The 26,055-nt window shown below is 67.6% G+C and carries 20 protein-coding genes; 18 read left to right on the top strand and 2 right to left on the bottom strand.

The window, feature by feature from the left end; genetic code table 11:
• Nucleotides 1–5 precede the first annotated feature (5 nt).
• From zipA to NM961_RS09395, 8 genes are all read left to right on the top strand, one after another.
• The gene (gene zipA, locus NM961_RS09430; protein WP_255913952.1) at nucleotides 6–803 is read left to right on the top strand and encodes a cell division protein ZipA; all 798 of its coding nucleotides are present in this window, start codon (nucleotides 6–8) and stop codon (nucleotides 801–803) included.
• Nucleotides 804–1,324: 521 nt separating this feature from the next.
• Nucleotides 1,325–2,098: a transporter gene (locus NM961_RS09425; RefSeq protein ID WP_255913951.1), complete on the top strand. Its 774-nt coding sequence runs from the start codon at nucleotides 1,325–1,327 to the stop codon at nucleotides 2,096–2,098.
• Between the two features lie 340 nt (nucleotides 2,099–2,438).
• A complete protein-coding gene (locus NM961_RS09420; protein ID WP_255913949.1) occupies nucleotides 2,439–3,404 on the top strand; it encodes a transposase in 966 nt (321 codons plus the stop codon).
• Between the two features lie 247 nt (nucleotides 3,405–3,651).
• Nucleotides 3,652–4,299: a hypothetical protein gene (locus tag NM961_RS09415; RefSeq protein WP_255913948.1), complete on the top strand. Its 648-nt coding sequence runs from the start codon at nucleotides 3,652–3,654 to the stop codon at nucleotides 4,297–4,299.
• A gap of 8 nt (nucleotides 4,300–4,307) precedes the next feature.
• On the top strand, nucleotides 4,308–6,386 hold the full coding sequence (locus NM961_RS09410) for an Ig domain-containing protein (RefSeq protein ID WP_255913947.1): 2,079 nt from the start codon (nucleotides 4,308–4,310) through the stop codon (nucleotides 6,384–6,386).
• Nucleotides 6,387–6,979: 593 nt separating this feature from the next.
• Complete coding sequence (gene yidD, locus NM961_RS09405) at nucleotides 6,980–7,429, top strand: membrane protein insertion efficiency factor YidD (protein WP_255913946.1); 450 nt, start codon at nucleotides 6,980–6,982, stop codon at nucleotides 7,427–7,429.
• Nucleotides 7,430–7,440: 11 nt separating this feature from the next.
• Nucleotides 7,441–7,638: a hypothetical protein gene (locus NM961_RS09400; protein WP_255913945.1), complete on the top strand. Its 198-nt coding sequence runs from the start codon at nucleotides 7,441–7,443 to the stop codon at nucleotides 7,636–7,638.
• A gap of 287 nt (nucleotides 7,639–7,925) precedes the next feature.
• Complete coding sequence (locus NM961_RS09395) at nucleotides 7,926–8,465, top strand: hypothetical protein (RefSeq protein WP_255913944.1); 540 nt, start codon at nucleotides 7,926–7,928, stop codon at nucleotides 8,463–8,465.
• Here the strand turns inward: NM961_RS09395 and NM961_RS09390 are convergent, their stop codons facing one another.
• Both NM961_RS09390 and NM961_RS09385 read right to left on the bottom strand, forming a co-directional pair.
• Nucleotides 8,466–9,197, bottom strand: coding sequence for a TspO-related membrane protein (locus tag NM961_RS09390; protein WP_255913943.1), 732 nt, complete (start codon nucleotides 9,195–9,197; stop codon nucleotides 8,466–8,468). It lies immediately after the preceding gene.
• Nucleotides 9,198–9,903: 706 nt separating this feature from the next.
• Nucleotides 9,904–12,936, bottom strand: coding sequence for a M36 family metallopeptidase (locus tag NM961_RS09385; protein ID WP_255913942.1), 3,033 nt, complete (start codon nucleotides 12,934–12,936; stop codon nucleotides 9,904–9,906).
• Nucleotides 12,937–13,319: 383 nt separating this feature from the next.
• On the opposite strand from NM961_RS09385, the gene NM961_RS09380 reads away from it, so the two are divergent.
• The 10 genes from NM961_RS09380 to NM961_RS09335 all read left to right on the top strand — a co-directional run bounded on the left by NM961_RS09380 (nucleotide 13,320) and on the right by NM961_RS09335 (nucleotide 26,007).
• A complete protein-coding gene (locus tag NM961_RS09380; protein ID WP_255913938.1) occupies nucleotides 13,320–14,768 on the top strand; it encodes an Hsp70 family protein in 1,449 nt (482 codons plus the stop codon).
• Nucleotides 14,769–15,030: 262 nt separating this feature from the next.
• Complete coding sequence (locus NM961_RS09375; RefSeq protein ID WP_255913937.1) at nucleotides 15,031–16,227, top strand: dipeptidase; 1,197 nt, start codon at nucleotides 15,031–15,033, stop codon at nucleotides 16,225–16,227.
• 652 nt (nucleotides 16,228–16,879) lie between these two features.
• On the top strand, nucleotides 16,880–17,878 hold the full coding sequence (locus NM961_RS09370; RefSeq protein ID WP_255913936.1) for a sigma 54-interacting transcriptional regulator: 999 nt from the start codon (nucleotides 16,880–16,882) through the stop codon (nucleotides 17,876–17,878).
• Nucleotides 17,879–18,251: 373 nt separating this feature from the next.
• Complete coding sequence (locus NM961_RS09365) at nucleotides 18,252–18,524, top strand: hypothetical protein (protein WP_255913935.1); 273 nt, start codon at nucleotides 18,252–18,254, stop codon at nucleotides 18,522–18,524.
• A gap of 48 nt (nucleotides 18,525–18,572) precedes the next feature.
• The gene (locus tag NM961_RS09360) at nucleotides 18,573–20,282 is read left to right on the top strand and encodes a phage tail sheath family protein (protein ID WP_255913934.1); all 1,710 of its coding nucleotides are present in this window, start codon (nucleotides 18,573–18,575) and stop codon (nucleotides 20,280–20,282) included.
• A 16-nt stretch (nucleotides 20,283–20,298) separates the two neighbouring features.
• Nucleotides 20,299–20,829 (top strand): phage tail protein, encoded by a 531-nt coding sequence (locus NM961_RS09355; protein ID WP_255913932.1) that lies wholly within the window; start codon nucleotides 20,299–20,301, stop codon nucleotides 20,827–20,829.
• Nucleotides 20,830–21,006: 177 nt separating this feature from the next.
• Nucleotides 21,007–21,735, top strand: coding sequence for a hypothetical protein (locus NM961_RS09350; RefSeq protein WP_255913931.1), 729 nt, complete (start codon nucleotides 21,007–21,009; stop codon nucleotides 21,733–21,735).
• Nucleotides 21,736–22,163: 428 nt separating this feature from the next.
• Nucleotides 22,164–22,601 carry a hypothetical protein gene (locus NM961_RS09345; protein WP_255913930.1) on the top strand — a complete coding sequence of 146 codons (438 nt, stop codon included), beginning with the start codon at nucleotides 22,164–22,166 and terminating at the stop codon, nucleotides 22,599–22,601.
• Nucleotides 22,598–23,911, top strand: a complete 1,314-nt coding sequence (locus NM961_RS09340; protein ID WP_255913929.1) for a Pvc16 family protein — start codon at nucleotides 22,598–22,600, stop codon at nucleotides 23,909–23,911. Before NM961_RS09345 ends, NM961_RS09340 begins: the two co-directional genes overlap by 4 nt.
• Complete coding sequence (locus NM961_RS09335; RefSeq protein ID WP_255913928.1) at nucleotides 23,908–26,007, top strand: ATP-binding protein; 2,100 nt, start codon at nucleotides 23,908–23,910, stop codon at nucleotides 26,005–26,007. Before NM961_RS09340 ends, NM961_RS09335 begins: the two co-directional genes overlap by 4 nt.
• Nucleotides 26,008–26,055 lie beyond the last annotated feature (48 nt).

The following is a 26,055-nucleotide window of genomic DNA, read 5'->3' as shown; positions in this document are numbered from 1 at the left end:
AGGGCATGGAACAGCAAGGCCTGAGCGCCAACGAACTGCGGCTTATCCTGATCGTGCTGGGCGCGATCGTGCTCGCCGTGATCTATTTCCTGGGCACGCCGCGCAAGCCCGGCCAGGGCCGCCGCGTCGCCGGCGGCAAGGGCGAGGCCTCCGGCCGGCGCGAACCCACCCTCGGCGGCGATGCCGAGGACGACGGCCTGCCGTCGATGCGCGCCACCGACGACGCCGGTGATCCGGCTGAGGACTACGACACCGACGCCGATACCGGCACAGCCCGCACCGCACCGCGCTACAGCGACCCCGGCGATCTGTTCGCCGCACCGCCGCGCTCCAGCCTGGGCCAGCGTCCCGAGCAGCCGGTGGAACGCATCGTCACCCTGTTCATCGCTGCGCGCGCCGGCACCGCCATCCGCGGCAGCGACCTGGTTGTCGCGGCGGAAAAATGCGGCATGGAATTCGGCGACCTTGGCATCTTCCACCGCCTGGTCGACGGCAAGCGCGAGCTGGGACCGATCTTCAGCGTCGCCAACATGGTCAAGCCCGGCCATTTCGACATGAGCCGCATCGACGAACTCAGCACTCCGGGCCTGAGCTTCTTCATGGCCTTGCCTGGACCGCTGCCCGCGCTGGATGCCTGGGACACCATGCTGCCCACCGCCCAGCGCCTGGCCGAACTGCTCGATGCGGTGGTGCTGGACGAGGAACGCAACGCGCTGGGGCGGCAGCGCATCTCGCATATCCGCGATGATCTGCGCGCGTGGGACAGGAAGCAGGATGGGAGTCGGATACGCGCTGATTGGTAGTGGCGGGGCGCGAAGCTCCGATCCTGCGAACCGGAGGCCGGGCGTGTCAGTGTTCGATGGCGAGGCTTGCCAGAGCTGTGGCAAGGGCGCGGGCGGAACGCCTGCGGAATCGAGCGCGTGCACTGGCCATCGCCGCGGACTTTGTCGACGATGATCGGGCATGCTGCAAAAGCATGCGCTTTTCCGGGCCTATGGCGCACGTTCCGATGTTTTCGCGCGACTGGTTCCTGCATGCGGCTGCAAGCGTCGGCGGTCGGCTGAGCAGCGTGCCAGGGTCCGACCTGCAACGACGGATCCAGGGCGAAAGCTGGTGGTTCATTCCGCACAGCTGGATTGGCATGGTCGGTTCTGTAGTCGGGAAATCCACCGGTCGGATTTTTCCTTTTGGCAGCGGACTGGCATCCTGCTCTGGCCGGAGCCACGCCCATTGGCGTGGAATCGAAACCTGTCCCGTGGGCGGCATCAAACCTGTTTAGTACCCGGCAGCGATCTGCAGAGGCGGATTCATGCGGAGAAAGAAAATGCGCTACAGCCGCTGTCTGCATTCCATGGCAATGCTGCTTTCGTTGCTTGCTGCGGCTGATACTGCCGCTGCCGACGAAGGCCCGGCCTTCGACCGCCCCGGCATCGCCTTTTCCACTTTGACGATTGCGGTCGGCGCACTGTCGCTGGAACAAGGCCTGCCGGATTTCGCATTCGACGACGAAGGCGGCGTCCGTTCGCGCAGCTACAGCGCCGATACTACGTTGCGCTTCGGCCTGGCGCCGCGGCTGGAAATGCAGCTCAGCGGCGCGGCGTTCAACTATCAGCGTGCGAGCGGTCCCGGCTTTCGCAGCAGCATCAACGGTAGCGGCGATCTGGGCGTTGCGCTCAAGGCGGCGTTGCCGTCGGGGTCGGAAACCCTCTCCTGGGCCGTGCTCGGCGGCGTCACTCTGGCCACCGGCGATGCGGCGTTCAGCGCAGGAGGAACCCAGTACGATCTTGCCGGTACGCTTGGTATCGATCTTGGCGGCTCGCGTTCGCTGTCGCTGTATGCCGGCGTAAATCGCCTTGACGGTGTGGAAACCTATACATTTTCTCCGGGCATGGGCTTTGCCCTCGGCGAGCGTGGTGGCGCCTTCATCGAGGCCGGTTACAGCGATGGCAGCGGAGTGGCGGCGACGGCGGTAGCGGGCGGTGGGTTCACCTGGATGGCGACACCTTCCGTGCAATTGGATATTTCGGCGGATTTTGGTCTGAACGAGGCCGCGGCCGACATTCAGGGCGGAGTGGGAGTTTCGGTCTACTTCGATTGATTGCAGCTGATTGGATCGGGCTGCAGATGGGGCGAATCCAACAATTGGGACACCCATCGAACAACAGCAACAAATGGGACACCCATCGAAGGCAACAAATGGGGCAACAAATGGGACACCCATCGAAGACGATGGGCGGCGATAAGCGGGACACCCACAACTCAGAATCCTCTGACCCCCACCCCGGATGATTCCTCACGCATCCGCCTATGCCGAACAACAGCAACAAATGGGACACCCATCGAAGACGATAGGCGGCGATAAGCGGGACACCCACAACTCAGAATCCTCTGACCACCACCCCGGATGATTCCTCACGCATCCGCCTATGCAGTCGGTCATGCTGTTGGCCATGACCGTTGCCAGATCTCATCTCGTCGCACCCGATGCCGAAGGGTGTTACCACTGCATTCAACGCTGCGTACGCCGTGCTTTTCTCTGTGGCGAAGATCGCTATACCGGTCGATCTTACGAGCATCGCAAAGTCTGGGTCGAGGATCGCTTGCGATTGTTGGGCGAGTGTTTCGCCGTGGCGATCCATGCATTTGCGATCATGAGTAATCACCTCCACCTCGTTGTCCAGATCAATCCGGCGCTGGCTTCGTCGTGGAGTGATGCCGAGGTGGCGGCGCGCTGGCTTCGGCTTTTCCCTGCGGCCGGCGATGACGATGTGAAGCTCAGATGTGAGCAACTGGTCGCCAACCCTGAACGGCTTGCCGTGATCCGCAGGCGGCTGAGCAATCTGTCCTGGTTCATGCGCTGCCTGGCCGAGCCCATCGCACGCCGTGCCAATCGGGAAGACGACTGTAAAGGACGTTTCTGGGAGGGGCGTTTCAAGTGTCAGGTTCTCTGTGATGAGCGTGCTGTGCTGGCGGCTATGGCTTATGTGGATCTCAATCCGATCCGGGCGGGCACGGTAGAGCGGCTGGACGAGTCCACGCATACCAGTGTGCATAAGCGGATTTCGACAGGTGGAAATTCGCCTGAAACACTCACTGAACCGATGCGGCCGGTCATGGGGACGCCGCTGCCGAAATTGTCGTTGAGCGCAGGGGAATACCTGCAGATTCTCGACTGGACAGGACGTGTTCTGGCGCCCGGAAAACCCGGCAAGATAACGGCGGGCGCTCCAGTGGCGCTTGCCCGGATCGAAGAATCTTCCTCCCGCTGGACGCTGCGTGTCCGCGGCTATGGTGATGGCTGGTACCGTGCTGTCGGATCGGCGCACGATCTTGCGGCCTGGGCGGAAAAGCTTGGGCAGCGTTGGCTCAAGGGCATTCGGTTGGCGCTACGGCTTGCTTTATAGGTATCCGAGAACGCTCGTCGAGCGGAGCGGAGGTTTGCTTGAAGTAGTCGTTGTAAGGTCGAACAAGTCATGTCGCCAGCGCGACCAGCCGCTGTTTTGTCAATGATTTGTGAAAAATGGAGACTGTTGCACGGCGCTGGCGCAGCGCATAGTCTCGGCGCATGCATTGGTGCGCGAGTTCGCGACGACTTGCGTTCGACAGTTTTCACGAAAACGCAATCGGGGAAGTCCACTATGGGAGGTGTACGTGCGCCGTAATTACCTTCATCTGTTCGTGGCCGGCCTGATCCTGTTCTGGGGCGCGCAAGGGCAGGCGCAGAACTTGGTGAACAACACCGGTTTCGCCACCGACCTCAGTGGCTGGCTGGACTTCGGTTCCACCGCGCCCGGCGACGGTACACGTACGTGGAATGCCGACGATGTCGACGCAATGCCGACGTCGGGCTCGGCCGAGTTCACGGTGGAAGAAGCCGGCTCGCAGATCGGCCTGGCTCAGTGCGTGCCGGTGACGGCAGGCCAGACTTATTCCTACTACGCCCGCGTCAAGTTCCTGACTGGCCAGACCGTCGGCCTGGCGCGCGCGATGATGGAAGTGGCGTTCTTCCCGAACGTCGAATGCTCATCCACATTCGACGGCGCCCAGGGCCAGGGCGCGGTGATCGGCACGGCCTATCCGCTCAGCGACACGGTCTGGGGCGGCATACCGGGCAATGCGGCGCCGGGCAGCGGCTTCGTCGGCTCGGCCACGGCGCCGGCCGGCACCTCCAGCGCCCAGGTGCGTATCTTCGTGGAGCAGCTCAGCGGTAGCGACGTGCACAGCGCGCGCTTCGACCAGGTGGTTTTCCACAATGCGTCCGGCGTCCCCGTCACCCTGATGCAGTTTGACGTCGAATGAGGCCGCGCATGAAGAAGACGCTTTCTGTCCTGGCCGGCAGCGCCGCCCTGTTCGCCGGCGCCGCGGGCGCGCAATGCCTGCCCGCCAACGTGGCCCCGGGCAGCCTGCCCAATGCCAATATTCTGCAGTCGTATACGCCGGTGGAGTTCTCGGTCAGCGCCGGCGGCACCTACCAGTACACCGCCGAAGGGCTGCCTGACGGTCTGAGCCTGTCCAGCGCCGGCATACTCAGCGGCACGCCGACACCGGCTTCCCTCGGTAGCGCGATGGCGCGCATCGTTGCCACCGATGGTAACGGCTGCGTCGCCTCGCGTGCCTTGCCAATTACGGTCGGCACCGCGGCCTGCGTCACCCTGAACCTGGGCGAGGTGCGGCTGCTCGATCCGGCCGCGGCCAGCGATTTCTGCGTCAACAGTGCGGCGGCGGACAGCGAGTACACATTGATCCCCGTCAACACCGCCGACAGCGCCGCGCTCTCGGTGAGCACCACGGCCAACAACATCGTCCCGGTGACCGGTCCGCCTACGCCGATCGCCCCGGACTCGGGCGCACTGGCCGCGGGCCTGGCGCCGCTGACGGATCCCGAGATGCGCGAATTCCATCTCGAACAGGCAGCAGATCTGCCTGATTTCAGCTCGGCAGACAAGTTCGCACAGGTGAAAATCCAGACCAGGCCCCAGCTCACCGGCGGCGGCCCGCCGGCGGTGGACCAGATCCTCGATATTCAGGCCGCACCGGGCTGCAGCGGCACGCTGGACATGCGCAAGGGCCGCGTCGAAGCGGTGTCGCCCGTGTCCACGCCGGCGAAGCCGCGCCTGTACCTGGTGCAGGAAGTGATCGAGCAGCCGGCCGGTTCCGGCACCTATGTGCCCGCCGTACCCGGCGGATTCTCGCGCCTGGAATTCGAACAGATCCGCGATATCTTCGACGGCAATGCGCCGGGCACCACGGCAGCGGGCGGCGTACTGGGTTCGTCGGTGTACTCGGGCGGGCGCGACAGTCAGCTGGCCAACTTCGGCGAAGTCACCGACCTCGACAGCAACGGCGGCGTCGTCGTGTTCTTTACCCGTGCACTGAACGAGCTGTCGCCGCCGGCCAGCAGCAGCTTCGCTCCCGGGGCGTTCGAAACGCGCGACCTGTTCAGCGCCGACCCCGGCAGCTGTCCGCGCAGCAACGAAGGCGAATACCTCTACATGATGGTGCCCGACCCGACCGGCCAGGTGAACAGCAATGTGCGCACACTGAGCTTCGTGGCCGGCAACGCCGTGCGCACCCTGATGCATCATCACACCCATCTGGTCAATGCATCGCGGCGCATGTACGTCAACGGCGCTCCGGAGCTGGAAGAACCCTGGCTGGACGAAGGACTGGCGTGGATCTCCGAGGAGCTGCTGTTCTTCAACAGCTCGTTCGGCCTGACCACCCGTAGCAATATCCAGCTCGCCGACCTGACCACAGGCCCGAACGCATCGCGGCGCGTGGCGGCGTTCAACAGTTACATCAACCCGCGCTACAGCAATGTGCGCAGCTTTTACCTGCAGAATCCGACGACAGCACCGTTGAATGGCGTGCGCGTGGGGCCGCTGCGGCGTACGCCGTTTGCGATCGGCGCCGTCAACCAACATGAATCGCAGGTGCAGCAGGACGCGGTCATGGGACATTTCCTGCGCTACGCCGCGGATCGGCTCGGTGGTTCGGAAGCCAGCTTCTTCACCGCGCTGACCAATGCTACGACCAAGGGCATCGCCAATCTGCAGGCACGGCTGGGCGCCGATCCCAACCTATGGGCGCGCGACATGGCCGTGGCAAGCTACGTGGATGACGCCGTCGCCGGCATCGCTCCGGAATACACCCATCTGAGCTGGAACTACCGTTCGGTCTACGGCGGCCTCGGCGGCTTCCCGATGGCGACGGTGCCCCTGAGCAATGGCGTAATGTTTACCGGTGGCTACGGCGGCGGCGGCGGTCCGCGCTGGCTGCGCTTCGGCGTGACGGGCGGGCAGGCGCAACCGGCGATAGTACAGCAGCGCACTGGCGTAGCTCCGATGCCGGCGACCTCGCTGACGGCGATCGTGCGGACCAAGTAGGACAGTACTGCCGGCCAGGCGCCGGCATCTGCAATGCGACGAGGCCGCCCGAGGGCGGCCTTGTTGTTTTTGCGCACGACGATGATCGGCGCCCTGGCGCTGGTTTTCGCTTCTCTGCGGCAACCTGGTGCACTGGCGTTTGCGTGTCGGTATGCAAGACGCCGGATAACATGGGTGTCCCGATTCGTCTGCCTTTCATCTCGGCGCACGTATCGACATTGCTCGCTGACCTGGCGAAGCCTGTCCCAGGTCGACGCACCAGGAATGTCCCTATCTCGCCGATCTCGGCACCGCCGGTAGCGGGAGAGGGGGCGACGCCATACTCACAGGGACTGCACTCCGCGACGCTTTGGCTGCTGTGCGCTCAGGCCGGTGCCGACGACGGTCCGGTCTTTGATCGTCCCGGTATCGCGTTCTCCACGAAAACGATTCCAGTCGGGTGATCCGGAGCCGGGCCACTCGGGTACCGCCAGCCGCAGTGCGGCATGCTGGAACAGCGTATCGGCAACAAAAGCGAATCTGCCGCAGGGATGGGAGGATGCCGGGACTGATGGCAGTTGATCTGGCAGGTCTTGCTTGGTCGCTGAAATGCAATGGCGACCGACTTGACGGTCCACAGTCAATTCATTCAAACCGATGCCGCTTCGCGGCGTGGCTTGATTTCAGCACAAGCATTCGGCACTCATGACGGGGAATTCATGGCGCGCATAAAGCTCGACGGCATCGAAATCGACCTGCAAGTAGGTGCTGACTTGGCGCCGTCCGTGCTGCGAGCCTTCGCTGGCCGCACCAGCCTGGATGCTGAAGTTGACGCGCTTGAGTTGCCACGTCATCCGCTTTGGCTGCGCACATGCATTCGGTCACTTCGGGCCTACAGGCGCGTCAGGCCGGCCGCGGTCGGTCTGCGCTGCGTGTGTGACCCCAGTTGTTCCCGCTATTCAGAGCTTGCGTTCCGCAAGCGTGGTTTTTTCGGCGGCCTTACCGCAACGCTTTTCCGTCTGTTGCGTTGCAAGCCGGGGCGTGGAGGCGTTGACTTGCCGTAAGGAGAGAGCAAATGGAATATCTGATAGAGCCGATTGGCGCGCAATTCTCGAACACTGCTGTTACCGCGCTTGGCCAGCGCTTTTCGTCTCGCGCGGCCCAAGGCTACAAACTGCATTCCGTATTCCAGGTGTCGCAGCCTGGTTGCCTTGGCATCGGTGCCCCAACGATCACCTACCTTGCTATTTACGTCAAAGGTGGCACGCCCTGAGTGTCTGCCCACGCCAGCGCACGAGCCGGCATGAACCGGGACACCCACAATTCCGACCGGCCGACAGCCAGGCCGGACGCTTTCCAGCGTAACTGGCACGTAATTGGGACCCCGACGTAATTGGGACACCCACGACCACGCGCAGCGGAAAACCAGGAGGCGGAAAACCAGGACACCCACAATGCAGAACCGGCCAACCACCAAGCCAGACGATCCCCAGCGGCGTCCCCGCTGCCTGCGTAACCAGGACGTAACCAGGACACCCATAACCCCATGAGAACGCCATCATGAACCGCCCCGGCTCTCACTGCCTTGTCCTGCTCGTTCTGCCGGCCTTGTCGTCCTGCACCCTGCGAGCCGCGAGCAGCGAGGACCAGCTGTGCTCCCGGATTGCCGCATTCGCCGCCAGCGTCAAGCCCGGCGAAAGCCACTCGGTTGTGCTTAGAGGAGGGTGGGGCGGCGATACGCCAGAAACGCTCATGACGCATGACTGTCGACACTTCGGATATGCCCCGGGAAAGGCACTTTGCGCCTATCTGCTGCCAAACACCTCATGGGAATTTGGCAGCCACAATGCCAGCAGGGCCGCCGAATGCCTGGATTCGGCGGACCGTCGCGCTTTTATCGACCGCGTGGACACATACGACTGGCCGGTCGGGATAACCTCGTCGTTAAGCCGGCTGACCGACAAGAGCGTACAAATCACTGTGCGGATCGAGCGCGAACAACCACCAGAAGGCCGTTTATCCGAACTGTCCGTGCTTACTTTGTCGGCGGTGCGACAGATACGAGCCGTCAACGAACGACTCGATCCGACAAAGCCCTGATCAACTCCGGCGCAGCTGCAAAGCCACGGCTTGCACCAGCACGACAGCGGCGACAACCAGCGCGGCCCAGGCCATGACCTTGCTGCCGTCGAGACCTGCGCCGAACTGCTTCACGGCGACCGCAACCAGTCCCCAGATCGCTGCTGCCACGAACGCCCAATTTCCTCGCAGCCGCGCAGTGACGATCAGCAACAGCGCCGCGGCCAGGCCGAACAGCGCAAGGCTCCAGCCGAGCATGGCGGTGGTATCCAGCAGCCGATACGCAACCACGACCTGGGCCGTATTGAGAAAGATCGCCAGCGAAAGCCAGCCTGCGTGCAACGGCAATGGGAGCTTGGCCAGCCAGGGATAGAGGCCAGCCTGGGACGGCGCATCCACCAGCTTCACGGACGCCCACAGCAGTGCGGCCCAGGCGCACCAGATGATCAGCAGCGCCAGCCAGAACTGGCCCCAGGAGAACACCGGCATCCATGCCGCGGTCAGCGCGAAGCCGAGGGCTGCCGGCGTACGCACGGCCGGCACGGGCTGGCGCTCCGCATTCAGCTGCCAGACCGCATAGGCGATATCCAGGACGAAGATCAGGCCCCAGATCGAGAAGGCATAGCCGGCCGCCGCCAGCAAGGTAGGGTACATGTCCGATACCGTGCCGTTGTCCGGGCCGAACACATGCTGGTTCGACATCCAGGCGACGGCCGGCATGGCGAGCGCGAGCAACACTACCGCATAGCGCATGGAGCATGCCTCCGTTATGTCGATGCAGCTTGCCGCGTACGGTGTGAAGGAAATACGACGGTTTCCAGCCAATCGCGCCGGTCAAGTTGGGAACGGCTGCAGGGAAGAGCCGCTGTCTCGCGTTGCGGCAGTCCGCAAGGGACGATGAAGGCGGCCGTCGCGCGTGCGCGACCCTGGATATTCCGGATTGGAAGGCGGGTTCGCCGGCCAGCAGCGTATGGCCCGGATGTGCACCCGGGCACATCGGGCGTGGCGCGCAGCACCTGCAGGCCTTTGTGCAGCACCAGGCGGCCTCGGTACCGGGCGCCGCCAACACGATGCATTCGGGATAAAGCGACCTTGCAGCGCCCGATCAAGCATCAGGCCGCTTTCGGCACGCCGTACTCCAAGGGGTAAGACTTTCCGGTACCGCAGTTTCGTCCCGCCCGGCACCGCCGCTTGTTTGAAGGGCGGGCGCATGTTTCAACGAGTCCCGGCTGCGACTTTTGCCTCAATGATGATTCTTCCGTTCTGCATCGCCTGCCTGTGTTCCGCCGCGGCTCGCGATTCGATCGCCATCCCCGCGACAGCGCTGATCTTGCAGACGCAAGCGCCAGCGGCTTGACCACATTCACTGGCCGGCGGCCCGGGCCGCATCACGACGGCAAGCCGCGACAGACCCGGGATCCGCAGCGAGATCCCGGGCCGTGGTGCACCGCTCATGCACTCATTGCGTATCGGCCTGCACACTCGAAAACACCGGCTGCGCACTCCCGCGTATCTCCACCCGCGCCACGGCCCAGTGCGCATCGTTCTCGCGGAATATCGACGCGACACTGGTGCGCAGCCGCAGCTGCACGCGCTGGCCGGCGACATTGGCACCGAAGCGCAGGGTGTCATCGCGCCAGCCGTTGGATACCCCGTTGAATTCCCAGGCGCCGCCGGCGACATGCGCGGCGGCGGGCAGCCAGGGGCCGTCGCCCAGGCGGATCTCGATGCGGCCGCTGCCGAAGCTGGTGGACGAGCGCTCGAAGTCGTAGTCGTGGCGCAGCGCCAGCTCCAGCGTCGCGCCGGCCGGCACGTCGAAGGGCGGCGTGGCCAGCCAAGCATTCAGGCTCAGCTGCGGATCGCCGAGCACATAGGCCCAGCGGCCGTTGTAGCGTTGGCGCTTCCAGTCCAGCACCTCGGCCAGCTGGTCGCCTTCGGCGCCGGTGCAGATGAACAGGGCGCAGCCGTGCGGATCCTCGAAGCCGCGGGTCCAGTCCGCGCCGAAGGTGGCCGCATGCGCGGCGCTGTCGACGCGGCTGTCGCGGCGCAGGTCGTAGTTGGTGGCGAAGCTCTGGCTGGCGATGGCGAAGGCTTCCGGGTGCTGCTGGTCCCAGGCGAAGGCCTGCACCGGCAGGTCCAGCACGCCGCGGCGGCTGCGCACGCGGAAGTCGAAACTGATTTCCGTATCGGCGCCGGCGGGGAGCGCGACATTGTCCACATAGATGCGATCCGGCAGATCGTAGAAGCCCGGTATCGGCGGCACGGCCAGGGTGATGCGCGACAGCGGCGAGAAACCGGTATTGCGCAGGCGCACGGCGAGACGGCCGGTTTCTTCGCGATCGAGCACGCCGTCGCCGTCGCCGGCGACTTCCAGCAGCTTCAGTTCGATGATGTCCAGTGCGTGTTCCCCGTCGCGGAAGCTTTCGCGCACGCCGCGCAGGCTGAAGGAATCGCGCGCGGGCGAGACCGCGCCGGCGCCCAGGCCGCGCTTGGCGAAACCGCTGCGGCAACGGCGGTAGTCGGCTTCGCTGTCGGCGCGCACGGCGGCGAGGAATGCATCGCGGGCTTCGGTATAGGTCGCATCGACCGGGAACAGCTTGAGGCCGGCGACCAGCCATTCGAGAAAGCGCCGGTGCGCGGCGTCGAACTGCGCCGGCGGCGTGTCCGCGAGCACGTTGCGCGCGCATTGCCACAGCGCGGCGGTCCATACTTCGCCGGCGGTATGGATTTCTGCATTCGAGCGCGAGCGTCCTTTCCAGTCGAATGACGCGCTGCCGGCGGGAACCGGGTTGTCCAGGCCGATGTGGCGGAAGGTAAGCGGATTGAGCGCCAGGTCGCTGCTGGATGGATAGCGGCGTATGCCGTGGTAATAGCTGTTGTCGGGATAGCCGGGCGAGCCGGCGCGGGGCAGGTCGTCGGCGCGGTAGTCGTAATCCAGGTTCATGTACGCGCCGACGGCATAGGCGCCGGAGAACTCCGGCTGGCCCGGCCGCGCGTGGCGGTCCTGCTCGCGCACGGTCAGGAACAGGCCGATGAAATCCGCCGTGCCTTCGTTGATCGCGCCAGGCTGGCCGTAATAGCCGGACTGGGTCAGGCGGCCGAACAGGGTGTGGCCCCATTCGTGCGCGAGCACGCCGAAGTCCAGCGCGCTGACGTCGCGGTTGCTGCGGCTCTGCAGATTGACGCCCAGGCTCAGCGCGCCGCTTTCGCCGTCGGCCGGGGCGTAGGTGAAGGTGGAGAAGTGCGCGCCGTGGACCAGCAGCGGATCGTTGTCCAGGCCGCCGCGGCCGTAGTTGTCTACCTGCATGTTGCCGGAGGCTTCGTCATAGCCGGCGTCGTAGAACACGTCGTGCAGCCAGTTCGCGGCGTAGAAGGCCTGCACCACGCGGGCGTTGAGCGAGGCCAGCCCGGTCGGGATCGGCGCTTCCGGCTCGTAGCACTGCACGTAGTCGTCCAGCGTGGCGCTGGCGTCGTAGGCGTAGTCGAAGCGGCGCGGGCCGTTGGTATGCGGGCGGAAGTCGCCTTCGGCGGCGTTGAAGCCAGGGCCCCAGCCTTCGCCGCTGCAATCGCCTTCGTACAAGGTGTCGGCGTTGAAGAAGGCATCGACGTTGTTGCCGCGGGTTTCCCCGGCGTCGTCGGCCAGCCAGGGATCGCCGGTGCTGATGCCGGCATGGCTGAGGCTGAGCAGGGACATGGGCGCCGGCACGGTGGGCCGGTAGCCGTCGGGCTGTGCGGTCGGGTGCGGGTTGGTATGGCCGTAGGCATCGACATAGGGATGCCCGTCGCTGCCGGCGAACACGCGGTAGCCGAAGGGCTGCAGATCGTGGATCTGGCTGTTGCGGCGCAGGATGCGGCCGTCCTCGGCCGAAATCAGCAGGGCTTCGGCCAGCGGCCGGGTTTCGCCGCGGCGCGCGAACAGCACTTCGCTGTAGTAGGCGGCGATCAGGCGGTCCGCCGCCGGATACCAGACCGGCTTGATGCGCGCCGGCCGCAGCGCGCGCAGTTCGCCGCTGCCGTGGAGTTCGATACGCAGATAGGCGTCGCCGCCGCTGCGCTTGGCCTGCTGCGCCGTGGCAGGCAGCTCCAGCGCGGCCAGGGCCTGTTGCAGCGCCTGCTGCGGCTGCAGGGCGAAGGCGGGCAGGGCGGCGCTGTCGCCGCGCGTGCTGAGGCTGGAAGCGGTGACGCGGGCCTTGCCCTGCGCATCCTGCAACACGGCAATGCCCGCACCCCAGACTTCGATGCCGGCCACTTCCTGGCGGTATTGCTGTACGCGGTTGCGTCCTTGGGCCAGGACCTTGGGTGTCAGTGTGGAATTCTTCAATGCCGGAAATTGCGCGGCCAGCGAACGGGCCGCGTGGACTGCGTCGTGGTCGGCGGCCACGGGTTCCAGCCGGCGCTGCAATCCCAGGGGTTCCGTGGCCTGGCCGGCCAGCAGGGGCAGTGGGGCGAGCAGCAGGGTGGCGCACAACGAACACAATGCGGCGTAGTTCACGGCGGGACTCCGGCGGGCGCAGGCGCGCCAGCCTAGCAACGCCGCCGCTACTACGCAATTCTTCGTAGTTCTGCTGCCGCGCGCGCAAAAGCCGCAACGGCGGTGGCCGGGAATCGCTTGGCACGCCGCAGTCCAGCGTGCCGCCGGAGAATTGCCGGGCGGCCGCTGCTTGCCGCACGGCAGGTGCAGGCCGATGCAGTCGTCCGGGGCCGAGCCCGCCGCATTCCACCGCGGCTGCGGGCACAGCACCGGCGCAGATGCCGCTGAACGCCGTTATCCGGCGCAGCGCCGCTCGATGGCACAGAACCCTTCCAGCCTGCGCCGCGCGACAAGCGCGGCCCGCCTCATTACACTCGCGCGCCCGCCGCGCCGTGCCCCCCGCCATGCAGATAGGAATTGACTTCGGAACCAGCTATTCGGCCGCTGCCGCCTGTGTGGACGGCCGCCTGCAGGGCATACGCTTCGGCGAGCAGCTGCAGTTCCGCACCGCGGTGTTTTTCCCTGCCGCGGTACCCGATCCGGCCGATTTCGTGCTCACCGCCGCGCTGGAGGCGGAACTGGAAAACCAGCTGCGCGCCGCCCGTGCCGCCCAGCGCCGCGCCGTGGATGCCTGGCAGCAGCGCGTGGCCGAGGCCGGCCGCCTGCCCGCTGCGCAGCGCGCCGAGGCCCTGGCCGTACTGTCGGAACCCACCGCACGCAGCGAGGCCGAGCTGCGCGCGTCCGCCCTGCGCAATGTGCGCCGCGGCTGGATGGAGGCGCAGGCGCGCGAGTCGCGCAGCGCCGCGCCGCGGCTCAGCGACGCCCTGTTCGGCGACGAGGCGATCGAGGCCTATATCCACGATGGCTACGGCCATCTGGTGGAATCGCCCAAGTCCATGCTCGGCTACAACCTGCTGCCGAACGCGCGCAAGGTGATCCTGCATATCGCCGCCCATGTGCTGGAGCACATCCGCCTCAGCGCCACACGCCAGCTGGACCGCCCGGTGCGCCGCGCCATCCTCGGCCGGCCGGTCGAATTCAAGAGTTCCCAGGGGACCCAGGGTACGCAGCAGGCGCTGGATATGCTCAGCGAGGCCGCGGCGGCGGCCGGCTTCGAGCAGGTGGCTTTCCTGGAGGAACCCGCCGCGGCGGCCATGCACTACCACGGCCAGCTCGCCGAGGCCGAGCGCAGCCTCATCGTCGACGTCGGCGGCGGTACCACTGACGTGGCCTATGCGGAAGTCGGCGGCAAGGCCGCGGCGCCGCGTGTGTTCGGCAGCTGGGGCCTGCCCCGCGGCGGCACCGACATCGACATAGAGCTGAGCCTGGCCGCCTTCATGCCGCTGTTCGGCCGCGGCGAGCCGGGCATTCCGGTACACCATTTCCGCGAAGCCGCCAGCGTGCACAGCCCGCCGCTGCAGAAGGAGTTCCGCGGCCATCGCCATGCTAACGCGCCGGCGCCGTTCCGCCAGCGCCTGCAGGCGCTGCAGCGTCTGGGGGCGACTTCGCTGCTCAACCGCGAAGCCGAACGCATGAAGATCCTGCTCGGCGAGGAAACCCGCGGCGAGGTGGATCTGGATTTCATCGAGGACGGCCTGAGCGTGACGCTGGAGCGCAGCCACCGCGATGCGGCCTATGCGGATTTCCTGGAACGCCTGGGCAGCCTGTTGCAGCGCGCCCGCGCCGATATCGGCGAGGCGCCGCAGTCGATCTTCCTGACCGGCGGCTCCTCGCGCGCACCGCTGATCCGTGCGGCGGTGCAGCAGCAGTTTCCGCAGGTGCGCATGGTTTATGGCGATCCTTCGCTGGGCGTGGTTTCGGGCCTGGCCGCGGCGGCGGCACTGGCGGACTGAGGCGGCGGGCGTTCCGTTCCGCACCAGTCCAGCGGCTTGCCGCGCCGCCGCGAATTGCGGCGGCGCGGTCCCGGCACCACGCCACGAGCTGTGCCGCCGCGAATTGCATGGCCGGATCCGATGCTCCGGCTTGCGATCCCCGGATCGCGTCCGCCGCGCTGTCGGTCCAGGCTGCACCGCTTCCGCACGCCGGCCTACGGGGACTTTCGTAGCCGCATTGGCCTGATGCAGAATCGCCGCGCCACGAAACGGGAGTACGGCGATGATGAAGCGGCGTGATCTGCTGATCGGTGCGGGCCTGGGCGCGCTCTATGCGGGAATCGGCAACGGCGCGCCGGCCCAGCCGGCGAATCCTGCGGATCCGGACCGGACTGCGGCCGGCGCCGCACCGGACGCCGCTACCGCCGAAACCGCCCGCTGGAAACGCTACCGCGATATCTACGCCATCGACGGCGCCGCCAGTTTCGACTTCGTCTATACCGTCGATGATGCCGCCGCCACCGCCGCGGAGCTGCAGGTGGTGCGCGAAGCCGGCCTCGGCGCCGTGCTGACCACGGTCGCGCCGCAGGGACGCTTCTGGCTGGATGACGCGGCGCATACGCGGGCCAAGGAAGAGATCGCGAAATGGGACGCGGTGATCGCGCGCCATCCGCAGCATCTGTACCGGGTCGAGCGCGCGGCCGATCTCAAGGCCTCCGGCCGCAACGGCCGTACCGGCATCATCTATGGTTTCCAGGGTACCGAGCCGCTGGGCGAGGACCTGGACCGCATCGCCCAGTTCCGCCAGCTCGGCGTGCGCGTGATCCAGCTCACCCACAACCGCCGCAACATCGTCGGCGACGGCTGCATGGAACCCGGCGACGCCGGCATCAGCAACTACGGCCACAAGGTGATCGAACGCCTGAACGCCGAGAAAGTCGTGGTCGACCTGGCCCACGGCGCCGCGCGCACGATCAGGGAAGGCCTGGCCGCATGCAAGGCGCCCATGCTGATAAGCCACACCGGCTGCCGCGCGCTGGCCGACCTGCCGCGCAATGTCCACGACAGCGAATTGCGCGCCATGGCCGGGCGCGGCGGCGTGGCCGGCATCATCTTCTGGCCCTATCTGCGCGAGGACACCCAGCCCCTGGCCGAGGATGTGATCCGTCATATCGAACACGCGGTCAAGGTCTGCGGCGAGGACCACGTCGGCATCGGCACCGACAGCGGCGTCGCCGCGGCCAGGCGCACGCCGCAGTTCGAGCAGGAGAACCGCGAGTTCATCAGGAACATGGTCGAGGACCGCATCTTCGCCAAAGGCCGGCCGGCCGACCTGTACACGTTCATCCCCGACCTGAACATGCCCAACCGCTTCGAGGTGCTGGCGGCCAGGCTGTCCGCGCGCGGGCATTCCGATGCGCGCATAGAAAAGATCCTCGGCGGAAACTTCGCGCGGGTGATGGGCGAGGTCTGGGGATAACGCGGCGGTCCCGGCAACGCGGGGCGGCGAGATACCGCCGTTGGCGTACAGATCGCCGGACCTGCCCGCCGCCACGGCACCGCCGTCTGCCCGCCGTCATTGCGCCATCCACGGCCGAATCCACGCTGCTGCGGCCGGGCGGATTTTTCCCCGTATGCCGCCGCGTCCGTGGCTGTCCTGCGGCAACGCTGCGCCGGCGTATCCCCGCGCGCCGCGCGGGCGGATTTGCCATGTACGCTTTTCCTGCTTTCCCTCGTTGTGTACTGGAGGGCCGCCCTGCGGCGCGGCGGTTCCAGGATGGGAGCATCGCGGCGCTGGCGGCAGTGGATAGACGCCGCCGCGGCGGTTTTTTGCGTGGTTTGTGCAGAAACAGCTATGGCCGCATGAGCTTTGCGTTAACCGCGCGGTAGTCCATCTCTGCGAAACTTTTGCATGGTATACAGGCGGGGCGGTGTCCTGGGGGCGGGGTGCCGGTGGGCGGCGGGCGGTCGGGAACAAGCCTGCCGGGCGATCCTGGGAAGGGTCGCGCGGGAATCGGCCGCGCCAGCGGGCGGTTTGCCGGAGAACGCGCGCAGACGCTGTCCGCGCACGTTCGATCGGGAGGCGGACAGGAGTCCGTCTTCCGGCATCCTGCGAGGGACGAGGAGGCCTTATGACCGACCTGGACGAGCTGATGATCGGCGCGTCGGAAAGCCTGTGCACGGCGGTGCGTCTGCTGCGGCGCTATGCGGACTGCGATGCGCCGGTGCTGATCGAGGGAGAGACCGGTACCGGCAAGGAGCTGGCCGCGCGCCAGCTGCACTACGCCGGTCCGCGGCGGGCGCGGGCCTTCGTGCCGGTGAACTGCGGCGCGCTGCCCGACACCCTGATCGAAGCGGAATTGTTCGGCCACCGCCGCGGCGCCTTCACCGATGCGCGCACGGCGCGCGCCGGGCTGGTCGACCATGCGCGCGGCGGCACCCTGTTCCTGGACGAGGTGGACGCGCTTTCGGGCAAGGGCCAGGTCACCTTGCTGCGCTTCCTGCAGGACCGCTGCTACCGGCCAGTCGGCGAGAGCCAGTCGGTTCAGGCCGATGTGCGGGTAGTTGCCGCGACCAACGCGCCGCTGGAATCCCTGGTGCGCGCCGGACGCTTCCGGCACGACCTTTATTACCGCCTGAGCCCGCTCTGCGTCTGTCTGCCGCCGCTGCGCGAACGCGGCGGCGATGTGGCCCAGCTGGCCCAGCATTTTCTCGACCAGGCCGCGCGACGCATGGGCGCGGCCGCCAAGCGCTGGTCGGCGCAGGCACTGCAGCGGCTGCGCGCCTATGCCTGGCCCGGCAATGTGCGCGAACTGGAGAATGTCTCCCTGCGCGCCTTTCTGCACGGCAGCCAGGAGGAAATCGGCGTGGCCGAACTGTCCCTGGTGCTGCCGGCCCTGGCCGCCGCAGAACCCGCCGCGGCGCAGGACGGCGCCATCTCGCCTTTCACTGTGGCCAAGGCGCGTGCAATCGCCACTTTCGAGCGCGGCTATCTCACCGAACTGATGCGCCATTCCTACGGCAATGTCAGCGAAGCCGCGCGGCTGTGCGGCACCGAGCGGCGGCAGCTGGGAAAGCTGCTGAAGAAGCACGGGATAGACGGGCGCGATTTTCGCCAGGGCATGGCTTGACCGCCGCTCAACCCTCTCTCCCAAGCGCATTCGTGCGCTTGGGAGAGAGGGTTGGGTGAGGGAGCGGCGATCAATGCGCCTCGGTGCTCATGAGGCCGATCCCGGTATCCGTATGGGGTGGAGTCGAGCCCGAATTCCGGCTCTCACGCCCCCGGGTCAATCCTGACCCGCCGCACCGCTCCGTGCCACATTCCTGAAATCATCGCAAATTCATGTGTTTGGAGAGGGTGCGCGCGGCCGCCTGAGGCTTTCCCGACCCAACCCGGCACATTAAGTATTGTGAACAACTAATCAAATCAACAAATTGACTAGTTTCCGGCGCTGGCCCGTCTCTTGCGTATTCGGGCTGCAGGCTCGCAAGGGAGCAGCGCGGGTGAAACGCAACGGGGCGGGGCAGGCGGCAGTCGATGTGGAAGCGCTGGTGCTGGCGTATCTGCACCGGCATCCGGCTGCCGCCGACACGCTGGACGGCATCCTGCGCTGGTGGCTTCCGCTGCAGCGTTTCGAGGCTGAGCGCGAACACGTCGAGGCGGTGCTGCAGGCGCTGGTGCGCTGTGGCGCGCTGCGGCGCGACGTGCTGCCCGACGGCCGTGAACTGTATGCCCTGCGCACCGGGCCGGCCGTGCCGGGAAATTTGTTGAACTGACCGGCGTGGCGCTGCGCCGTGCCGCCAACCTTCGCGGAGGAGAACACCATGCCATCGACGCTGACCTATCCGGGCGTATACGTCGAGGAAATTCCCAGCGGCGTGCGCACCATCACCGGCGTCGCCACGTCGATCACGGCATTCGTCGGCCGCGCCCTGCGCGGGCCGGTGGAGAAAGCGACCACGGTCAACAGCTTCGGCGATTTCGTCAGCCTGTTCGGCGGCCTGTCCATCGACGACGGCCTGGGTTTCGCCGTGCGCGATTTCTTCCTCAACGGCGGCGCCAAGGCCATCGTCGTGCGCCTGTACAAGGCCGAGGCAGGCAAGGACTCGACCATGGCCTTCAAGCTGGGCGGGCTGGAATTCGCCGCCAACAGCCCCGGGCGCTGGGGCATAGGCCTGCGCGTGAAAGTGCACCGCGAAGGCACCACCGACGCCGTGGCCAAACAGCTGCTGGGACCGGCGGCGACCAAGGCCGACCTGTTCAATGTCGTGGTCAGCGACAGCGCCCGCGGCGAGAGCGAGACCTGGCTCAACCTCACCGTCAAGGACAGCCAGCGCCGCGTCGACAAGGTGCTCAAGGCCGGTTCCTCGCTGCTGCTGTTCACCGGCGATCTCAGCGATCCCGACGATCTGCCGGAAATTCCCGCCGATCCGGCCAGCGACGACCTCAGCACCAAGGAGGCGACGCTGAAGCAGAAGCGCGATGCGCTGCGCAACAAGCTGATCGAGGATCCCGATGCCGACGTCACCGCCCTGCGCGGCGAAGTGACCACGGCCGAGGGCAAGCTGGCCGAGGCGCTCAATACCTTGCTCGGCAAGATCTCCGACGGCGCCTGGCTCAGCCCGGCCGAGTTCCTCAAGGACGACAAGAAAAAGGAAGGCCTCTACGCGCTGGAAGACGCCGACCTGTTCAACCTGCTGTGCATACCGCCGTACCGCGCGCCCACCGATGCCACCGACGTGGATCCGGTCGTGGTCAGCGAAGCCGCCGCCTACTGCGAGCGCCGCCGCGCCATGCTGCTGGTGGATTCGCCCAAGCCGTGGACCAGCGCGGCCAAGGCGGTGACCGGCTTCGGCGCCAATCCGGACGAAGTCGGCACGCGCAGCCGCAACGCGGCGATCTTCTTCCCGCGCCTGCGCCAGCCCGATCCGTTCCGCGATTTCCGGCTGGAGACTTTCTCCGCCGTCGGCACCATCGCCGGCGTGTTCGCGCGCACCGACACCGAGCGCGGCGTGTGGAAGGCGCCGGCCGGCCTGGCCGCCACGCTCAACGGCGTGCCGCAACTGTCGGTGGCGCTGACCGACCGCGAAAACGGCGACCTCAACCCGCTGGGCATCAACTGCCTGCGTTCCTTCCCGGCCGGCGGCCGCGTGGTCTGGGGCTCGCGCACGCTGCGCGGCGCCGACCTGCTGGCCGACGAATACAAATACATCCCGGTGCGGCGCACTGCGCTGTACATCGAGGAAAGCCTGTTCCGCGGCCTGCAGTGGGTGGTGTTCGAACCCAACGACGAGCCGCTGTGGGCGCAGATCCGCCTCAACGTCGGCGCCTTCATGCACAACCTGTTCCGCCAGGGCGCATTCCAGGGCGCCACGCCGCGCGATGCGTATTTCGTCAAGTGCGACAAGGAAACCACGACGCAGAACGACATCAACCTGGGCATCGTGAATGTCGTGGTCGGTTTCGCGCCGCTCAAGCCGGCCGAGTTCGTGGTCATCAAGCTGCAGCAGATGGCCGGGCAGATCGACGTCTGAAGGGTGAGGAAGAGTCATGGCCGAGTTCACGATCAACGCGCAACGTTTCGATCCATACAAGAATTTCAAATTCCTGGTGAAGTTCGTCGGCAGCACCGCGCCGGTGGCCGGCATCAGCAAGGTCAGCGCGCTCAAGCGCACCACCGAAGTGGTCAAGCACCGCGACGGCGGCGATCCCAGCAGCAGCCGCAAATCGCCCGGCCGCACCGAGTTCGAGGCGATCACGCTGGAGCGCGGCGTCACCCACGACAAGGAATTCGAGCAGTGGGCGAACAAGGTATGGAATTTCCAGGCCGGCCTGGGCATGGAGTCCTCGCTCAAGGATTTCCGCAAGGACATCGTGATCGAAGTGCTCAACGAAGCCGGCCAGCTCGCGCTGCGCTATTTCGTCTATCGCTGCTGGGTCTCGGAATTCCAGGCGCTGCCGGATCTGGATGCCAACGCCAATGCCGTCGCCATCCAGCACATCAAGCTGGAAAACGAGGGCTGGAAGCGCGATCCGGAGACGCCGGAGCCGGCCGAGCCGGGTTACCTGGATCCGCCGTGAGCGCCCGATGGCCGCTGACGGATCCATCGCCGGCAGCCCGCGGGTCCTGAGCGTGCAGGACGCGCCGCTTGCCTGGCCGGCGGCGGGGGTTGCCGGCCTGGCGCTGCGGCGTCGTCCTGTGCGCTGCGTCGTTCGTTGTCCCTACGCCCATTCCTCCCCGACAGGCCACCAGCCACCATGACGGTTCCCGGCGCCGAGCAACTGCTGAACCTGTGGGAACGCCACCACGCCGCGCATCCGCTGCGCCGCGCGCTGGCCCTGCTGGAAGCGGCCTGGCCGCAGGCCGATGCGCTGGCCTGGGCGCAGGTGCCGGTGGGCGTGCGCGACGCCTGGCTGCTGCGCCTGTTCGAGGAATTGTTCGGGCCGCAGCTGCGCACCGTCGCCGACTGCCCGCGCTGCGGCGAGCGGCTGGAAGCGGATTTTCTCGCTGCCGATATCCGCAGCCGCGAACCCGCGCCGCCGGCGCAGCCGCTGCACTGGCAGGGTGCCGGCTGCAGCGCGGCCTACCGCCTGCCGACGACGGAAGACCTGCTGCAGGCCGCAGCGGCCGGCGCGGATGCGAAACGGGCGCTGCTGCGCCGCTGCATCGTCCAGGCGCGCCAGGGGCGGCGCACGATCGCGCCGGAGGCATTGCCCGACGACGCGGCGGCAGGCATCGCCGACGCCATGGCCGCGGCCGATCCCGATGCGGATGTGCGCCTGGGCCTGAGCTGTCCCGCCTGCGGCCATGCCTGGCGCCTGGGTTTCGACATCGTGGCGTATTTCTGGGGCGAGCTGTCCGACTGGGCCCGGCGCACCCTGGCCGAAGTGGACCGCCTGGCCCGGGCCTACGGCTGGAGCGAGCAGGAAATCCTGCGTCTGAGCCCGACCCGGCGCCAGCTCTACCTGGAGCTGCTGCGCGCATGAGCGGACACCTGGCCAACCTGCTGGATCGCGCTGCGGAACGCACGCCGCTGCTGCAGCGGCGGCGGCGCTCGCTGTTCGAGCCGGCCGAGGGAATGGTGGATTTATCCACTTCGACGGCAGGGCCGACGCCGGCGGTCGGTGCGGAGGCGCCGGTCGCGCAGTCCGCGCCGCCGGCACCGGCGTTCACGCGGGCACCGGCGCAGATGCGGCAGGTAACGGCGCAACACAGCGTTGCCGACAGCGCGGCGCTGCGGCCCGGGCCGCCGCCGGCGCAGCCGGTTCCCGCCGCCGACAGCGCATCGCCGCGCAGCGCTCGGCACGAGGCTGCGCCAGACGCCGCTGCGCGAGGCGTCGCACCGGTTCCCGCGGGCCCGGCACCGGCGCCAGCGCCTGCCATTGCACCGCGGCTTCCGGCTGCGGAAATGCCGTTGCGGCGCCGCGCTGCGCCCGGCGCCGGCGAAGAGCGCGGACAAACGCCGCCGCTGTCACGCGAAGTCGGCCGCGAGCCGCGCGAAGCCGAGCCGCCGCGTACCGTCGTCACGCCGGAACACGCCGCACCGCATCCCACTGCCATCGTCGAAACCCGGCTGGCCGCCGCGCCCGCGCTGCACGCGGCCCTGCCGGCGCGCGAACCGGCGCCCGCCGCATTGCGCCCGGCCGTACCTGTCGTTGCGGCACTGCGTACGGCGGCGGCGCCGCCGGCAGCGCCCGCAGCACCCGCACCGCCGCCGGCCGTCAGCATCCATATCGGCCGCATCGAATTGCGCGCAACCGCCCCGGCTGCGGCCGAGCGTGCCGCGCGGCCCGCGGCGCCGAAGCTGGGCCTGGCCGACTACCTGCGCGCGCGCCACGGAGGCCGCCCATGAGCAGTGCGCTCGCCATCGCCGCGGTCACGGCGACGCTCAAGGATCTGCTCAACAACGGGCTGATCGACTACGACCCGCCGCTGGCGACCAATTTCAGCGTCAGCGCACTGCCGCCGGACCGCATCACCACCGGGCAGACCGAAAGCAACCAGATCAACCTGTTCCTTTACCAGGTCACGCCCAACCTGGGCTGGCGCAACGCCGGCCTGCCGGCGCGGGATGCGCGCGGTACGGCGCTGTCCAATCCGCCGCTGGCGCTGGATCTGCATTACCTGCTGAGCGCCTACGGCGCGGCCGATCTGAACGCGGAAGTGCTGCTGGGCTATGCCATGCAGCTGCTGCACGAGAACCCGGTGCTCACGCGCGGCCAGCTGCGCACGGCGCTGGGCTCGCCCTCGCCGGTGCCCGAGCTGGATCCTCAGGGGCCGTTCGGCCCGCATTCGGCCGCCGACCTTGCCGAGCAGATCGAGCAGATCAAGATTACGCCGGTGTTCCTCGGCACTGAGGAATTGTCCAAATTGTGGACTTCGCTGCAGGCCCACTACCGGCCGTCCATGGCCTATCTGGTCTCGGTGGTGCTGATCCAGGGCAAGGCCGCGGCCAAGGCTGCGCCGCCGGTGCTGCAGCGGGGCAAGAACGACCGCGGCCCGCAGGCCCAGGCGCAGCCGCCGGCCTTCCTCGCCGCGGTGCGGCCGGCCGCCTCGCCGCAGCTGCCGGCGGCGCGGCTGGGCGATTTGCTGGCCATCAGCGGCAACGCACTGCGCGGCGGCGCCGGCGTGAGCCTGGTGCTGGACTGTGCGCGCTTCGGGCTGCGCAACACATTGCCGGTGACGGCGGCGGGGCAGGGACTGGCCGCGCAGCTGCCGGCGCCGGATGCGGCCGGCGCGCTGGTCGACTGGGCCATCGGCGTCTACCAGGCGGCGCTGCATCACGACGAACCCGGCGACCGGCCCGACTGGTCCAGCAACAGTGTGTCGCTGGTGCTGGCGCCGCGCATCGTGCTGGATCCCGTCACCGCCGCGCCGGGCACGGTGGCGCTGGCATTGAGTTGCAGCCCGCGCCTGCAGCCGCAGCAGCACGCCCAGGCGCGCCTGCTGCTGGCCGACCGCGAGATTGCGCCGGTGCAGATCACCACGCCGGCCCAGCCTGGCCAGCCCAGCCTGCTCAGCTTCGTCATCGAAGGACTGGACGCCGGCAGCTATCTGGTGCGCCTGCGGGTGGACGGCATCGACAGCCTGCCGGTGCTGCTGCAGGAAGCGCCGCGGCGTTTCGAGGTCGATCCGGCCCAGATCCTGACGGTGCAGCCATGAACGTGCAGGAATGGAGCGAGGCCAACAACCGCTATTTGTCCCTTTCGCTGCACTGGCTGCGTCTTCGCCTGCAGCGGCTGGCGCAGCCGGCTGCGTCTTCGCCGGCGCCGGCGACAGTGCCGCCGATGGCGGCGGGCGCCGCGTCGGCCGCCGCGCGCGGCTGGTTCGGCCGCGGCGCCGCGCCTGTGCTTGCCGTGACGGATGCAACCGTTGCGCCCGCCGTTGCCGTCGATGCAACCGCCCAGGACGACCGCCTCGCCGCGCTGGCCGCCGAACGCGAAGCCGCCGCTGTGCAACAGCCGCCGCCGGCGCTGGAATGGCTGGCGCAGCGCCTGGGCCTGTCCGCATTCGAGCGCGATGTACTGCTGCTGTGCGCCGCGGTGGAGCTGGATCCGTCGCTGCCGGCGCAGATCGGCGCGATCCAGGGCGCCCAGCGCCCGTCGCCCAGCTTCGCTCTCGCGCTGCAGTTGTTCGACACGCCGAGCTGGGATGCGCTGTCGCCGCATGCGCCGCTGCGCTATTCGCAGCTGCTGGAAGTCAACCAGCTCGGCGCCACGCCGCTGACTGCCGCCGCGCTGCGCGCCGACGAGCGCATCGTCAATTACCTGAAAGGGCTGAACGCGCTGGACGAGCGCCTGAGCACCCTGCTCACGCCGCTGCCCACGGCCGTGCCGCCGCTGGCGCCGTCGCAGTTGGCCAAGGCCGACGAGATCCTGCGCCGCCTGCAGGCCGGCGGCACCGAGCAGCCGCTGCCGCCGGTGCAACTGCTCGGTGCCGACCGCGGCAGCAAAGTCGCGCTGGCGCAGGAAGTCGCCGCGCGCCTGCAGCGCCAGCTGTACCGCCTGGGCCTGGATGCGTTGCCGCGCCACCGCGCCGAGTTCGACAGTCTGGCGCGCCTGTGGCAGCGCGAGACCGCGCTGCTGCCGGTGGCGCTGTACATCGATGCCGAGGAACTGGACCTGGCCAATGCGGAACAGGCGGCGGTCTGGCGCAGCCTGCTCGCGCGCGAGCTGGGCCTGGTCTTCATCGGTCTGCGCGAGGCGCCGCGGGAAGACCGCGCCGCGGTACTGGCGGTGGACGTGGCCAGGCCGTCCGCGGCGGAACAGGTGCAGGGCTGGCAGGAACTGCTCGCCGCCGCCGGCACCGATGCGGCCAGCCTGCCGCGCGAGCTGGCGAGCCAGTTCGATTTCAGCCTGGCCGAGATGAAACACGCCTGCGCCGAAGCCGAGTTCGAACCGGCCGACACGCGGCGTGCGCGCTTGTGGGCGGCCTGCCGCCGCATCGCCCTGCCGCGGCTGGATGCGCTGGCCCAGCGCCTGCAGCCCAAGGCGGGTTGGGACGACCTGGTGCTGCCGGAGGAATCCCTGCGTCTGCTGCGCGAGATCGTGGGCCAGGTGCGCCAGCGCCATACTGTCTACCAGGACTGGGGCTATACCCGGCGCATGACGCGCGGCTTCGGCATCAACGCGCTGTTCGCCGGCGACAGCGGCACCGGCAAGACCATGGCCGCCGAAGTGCTGGCCAACGAGCTGCAACTGGCGCTGTACCGCATCGACCTTTCCGCCGTGGTCAGCAAATACATCGGCGAAACCGAGAAAAACCTGCGCCGCCTGTTCGACGCGGCCGAATCCGGCGGCGCCATCCTGCTGTTCGACGAGGCGGACGCGCTGTTCGGCAAGCGCAGCGAAGTCAAGGACAGCCACGACCGCTACGCCAATATCGAGATCAACTATCTGCTGCAGCGCATGGAAGCGTTCTCCGGCCTGGCGCTGCTGGCCACGAACATGAAAAGCGCGCTGGACACGGCCTTCCTGCGCCGCCTGCGCTTCGTGGTGAATTTTGCCTATCCCGGCGCGGCCGAGCGCCTGCGCATCTGGCAGCGCGCGCTGCCGCCGGAAGTGCCGCGGGAAAACGTGGATTTTTCCCATCTGGCGCGCTTCAACCTGTCCGGCGGCAACATCCACAGCATCGCCCTGAACGCCGCCTTTGCCGCGGCCCGGCGCGGCAGCGCGGTGAACCAGGCCCTGCTGCTGGCCGCGGTGCGCACGGAACTGCGCAAGCTGGACAAACCGGTCAATGAAGGAGATTTCCGGTGAGCGCGGCAATTGGGCAGGGCAGGGCGACGGCGGCGGGAGCTGCGCCGG

The sequence above is a fragment of the Tahibacter harae genome (genome assembly GCF_024437735.1).
GTDB classification, from domain to species: Bacteria; Pseudomonadota; Gammaproteobacteria; order Xanthomonadales; family Rhodanobacteraceae; genus Tahibacter; species Tahibacter harae.
This window is presented reverse-complemented; position numbering and strand designations above follow the sequence as displayed.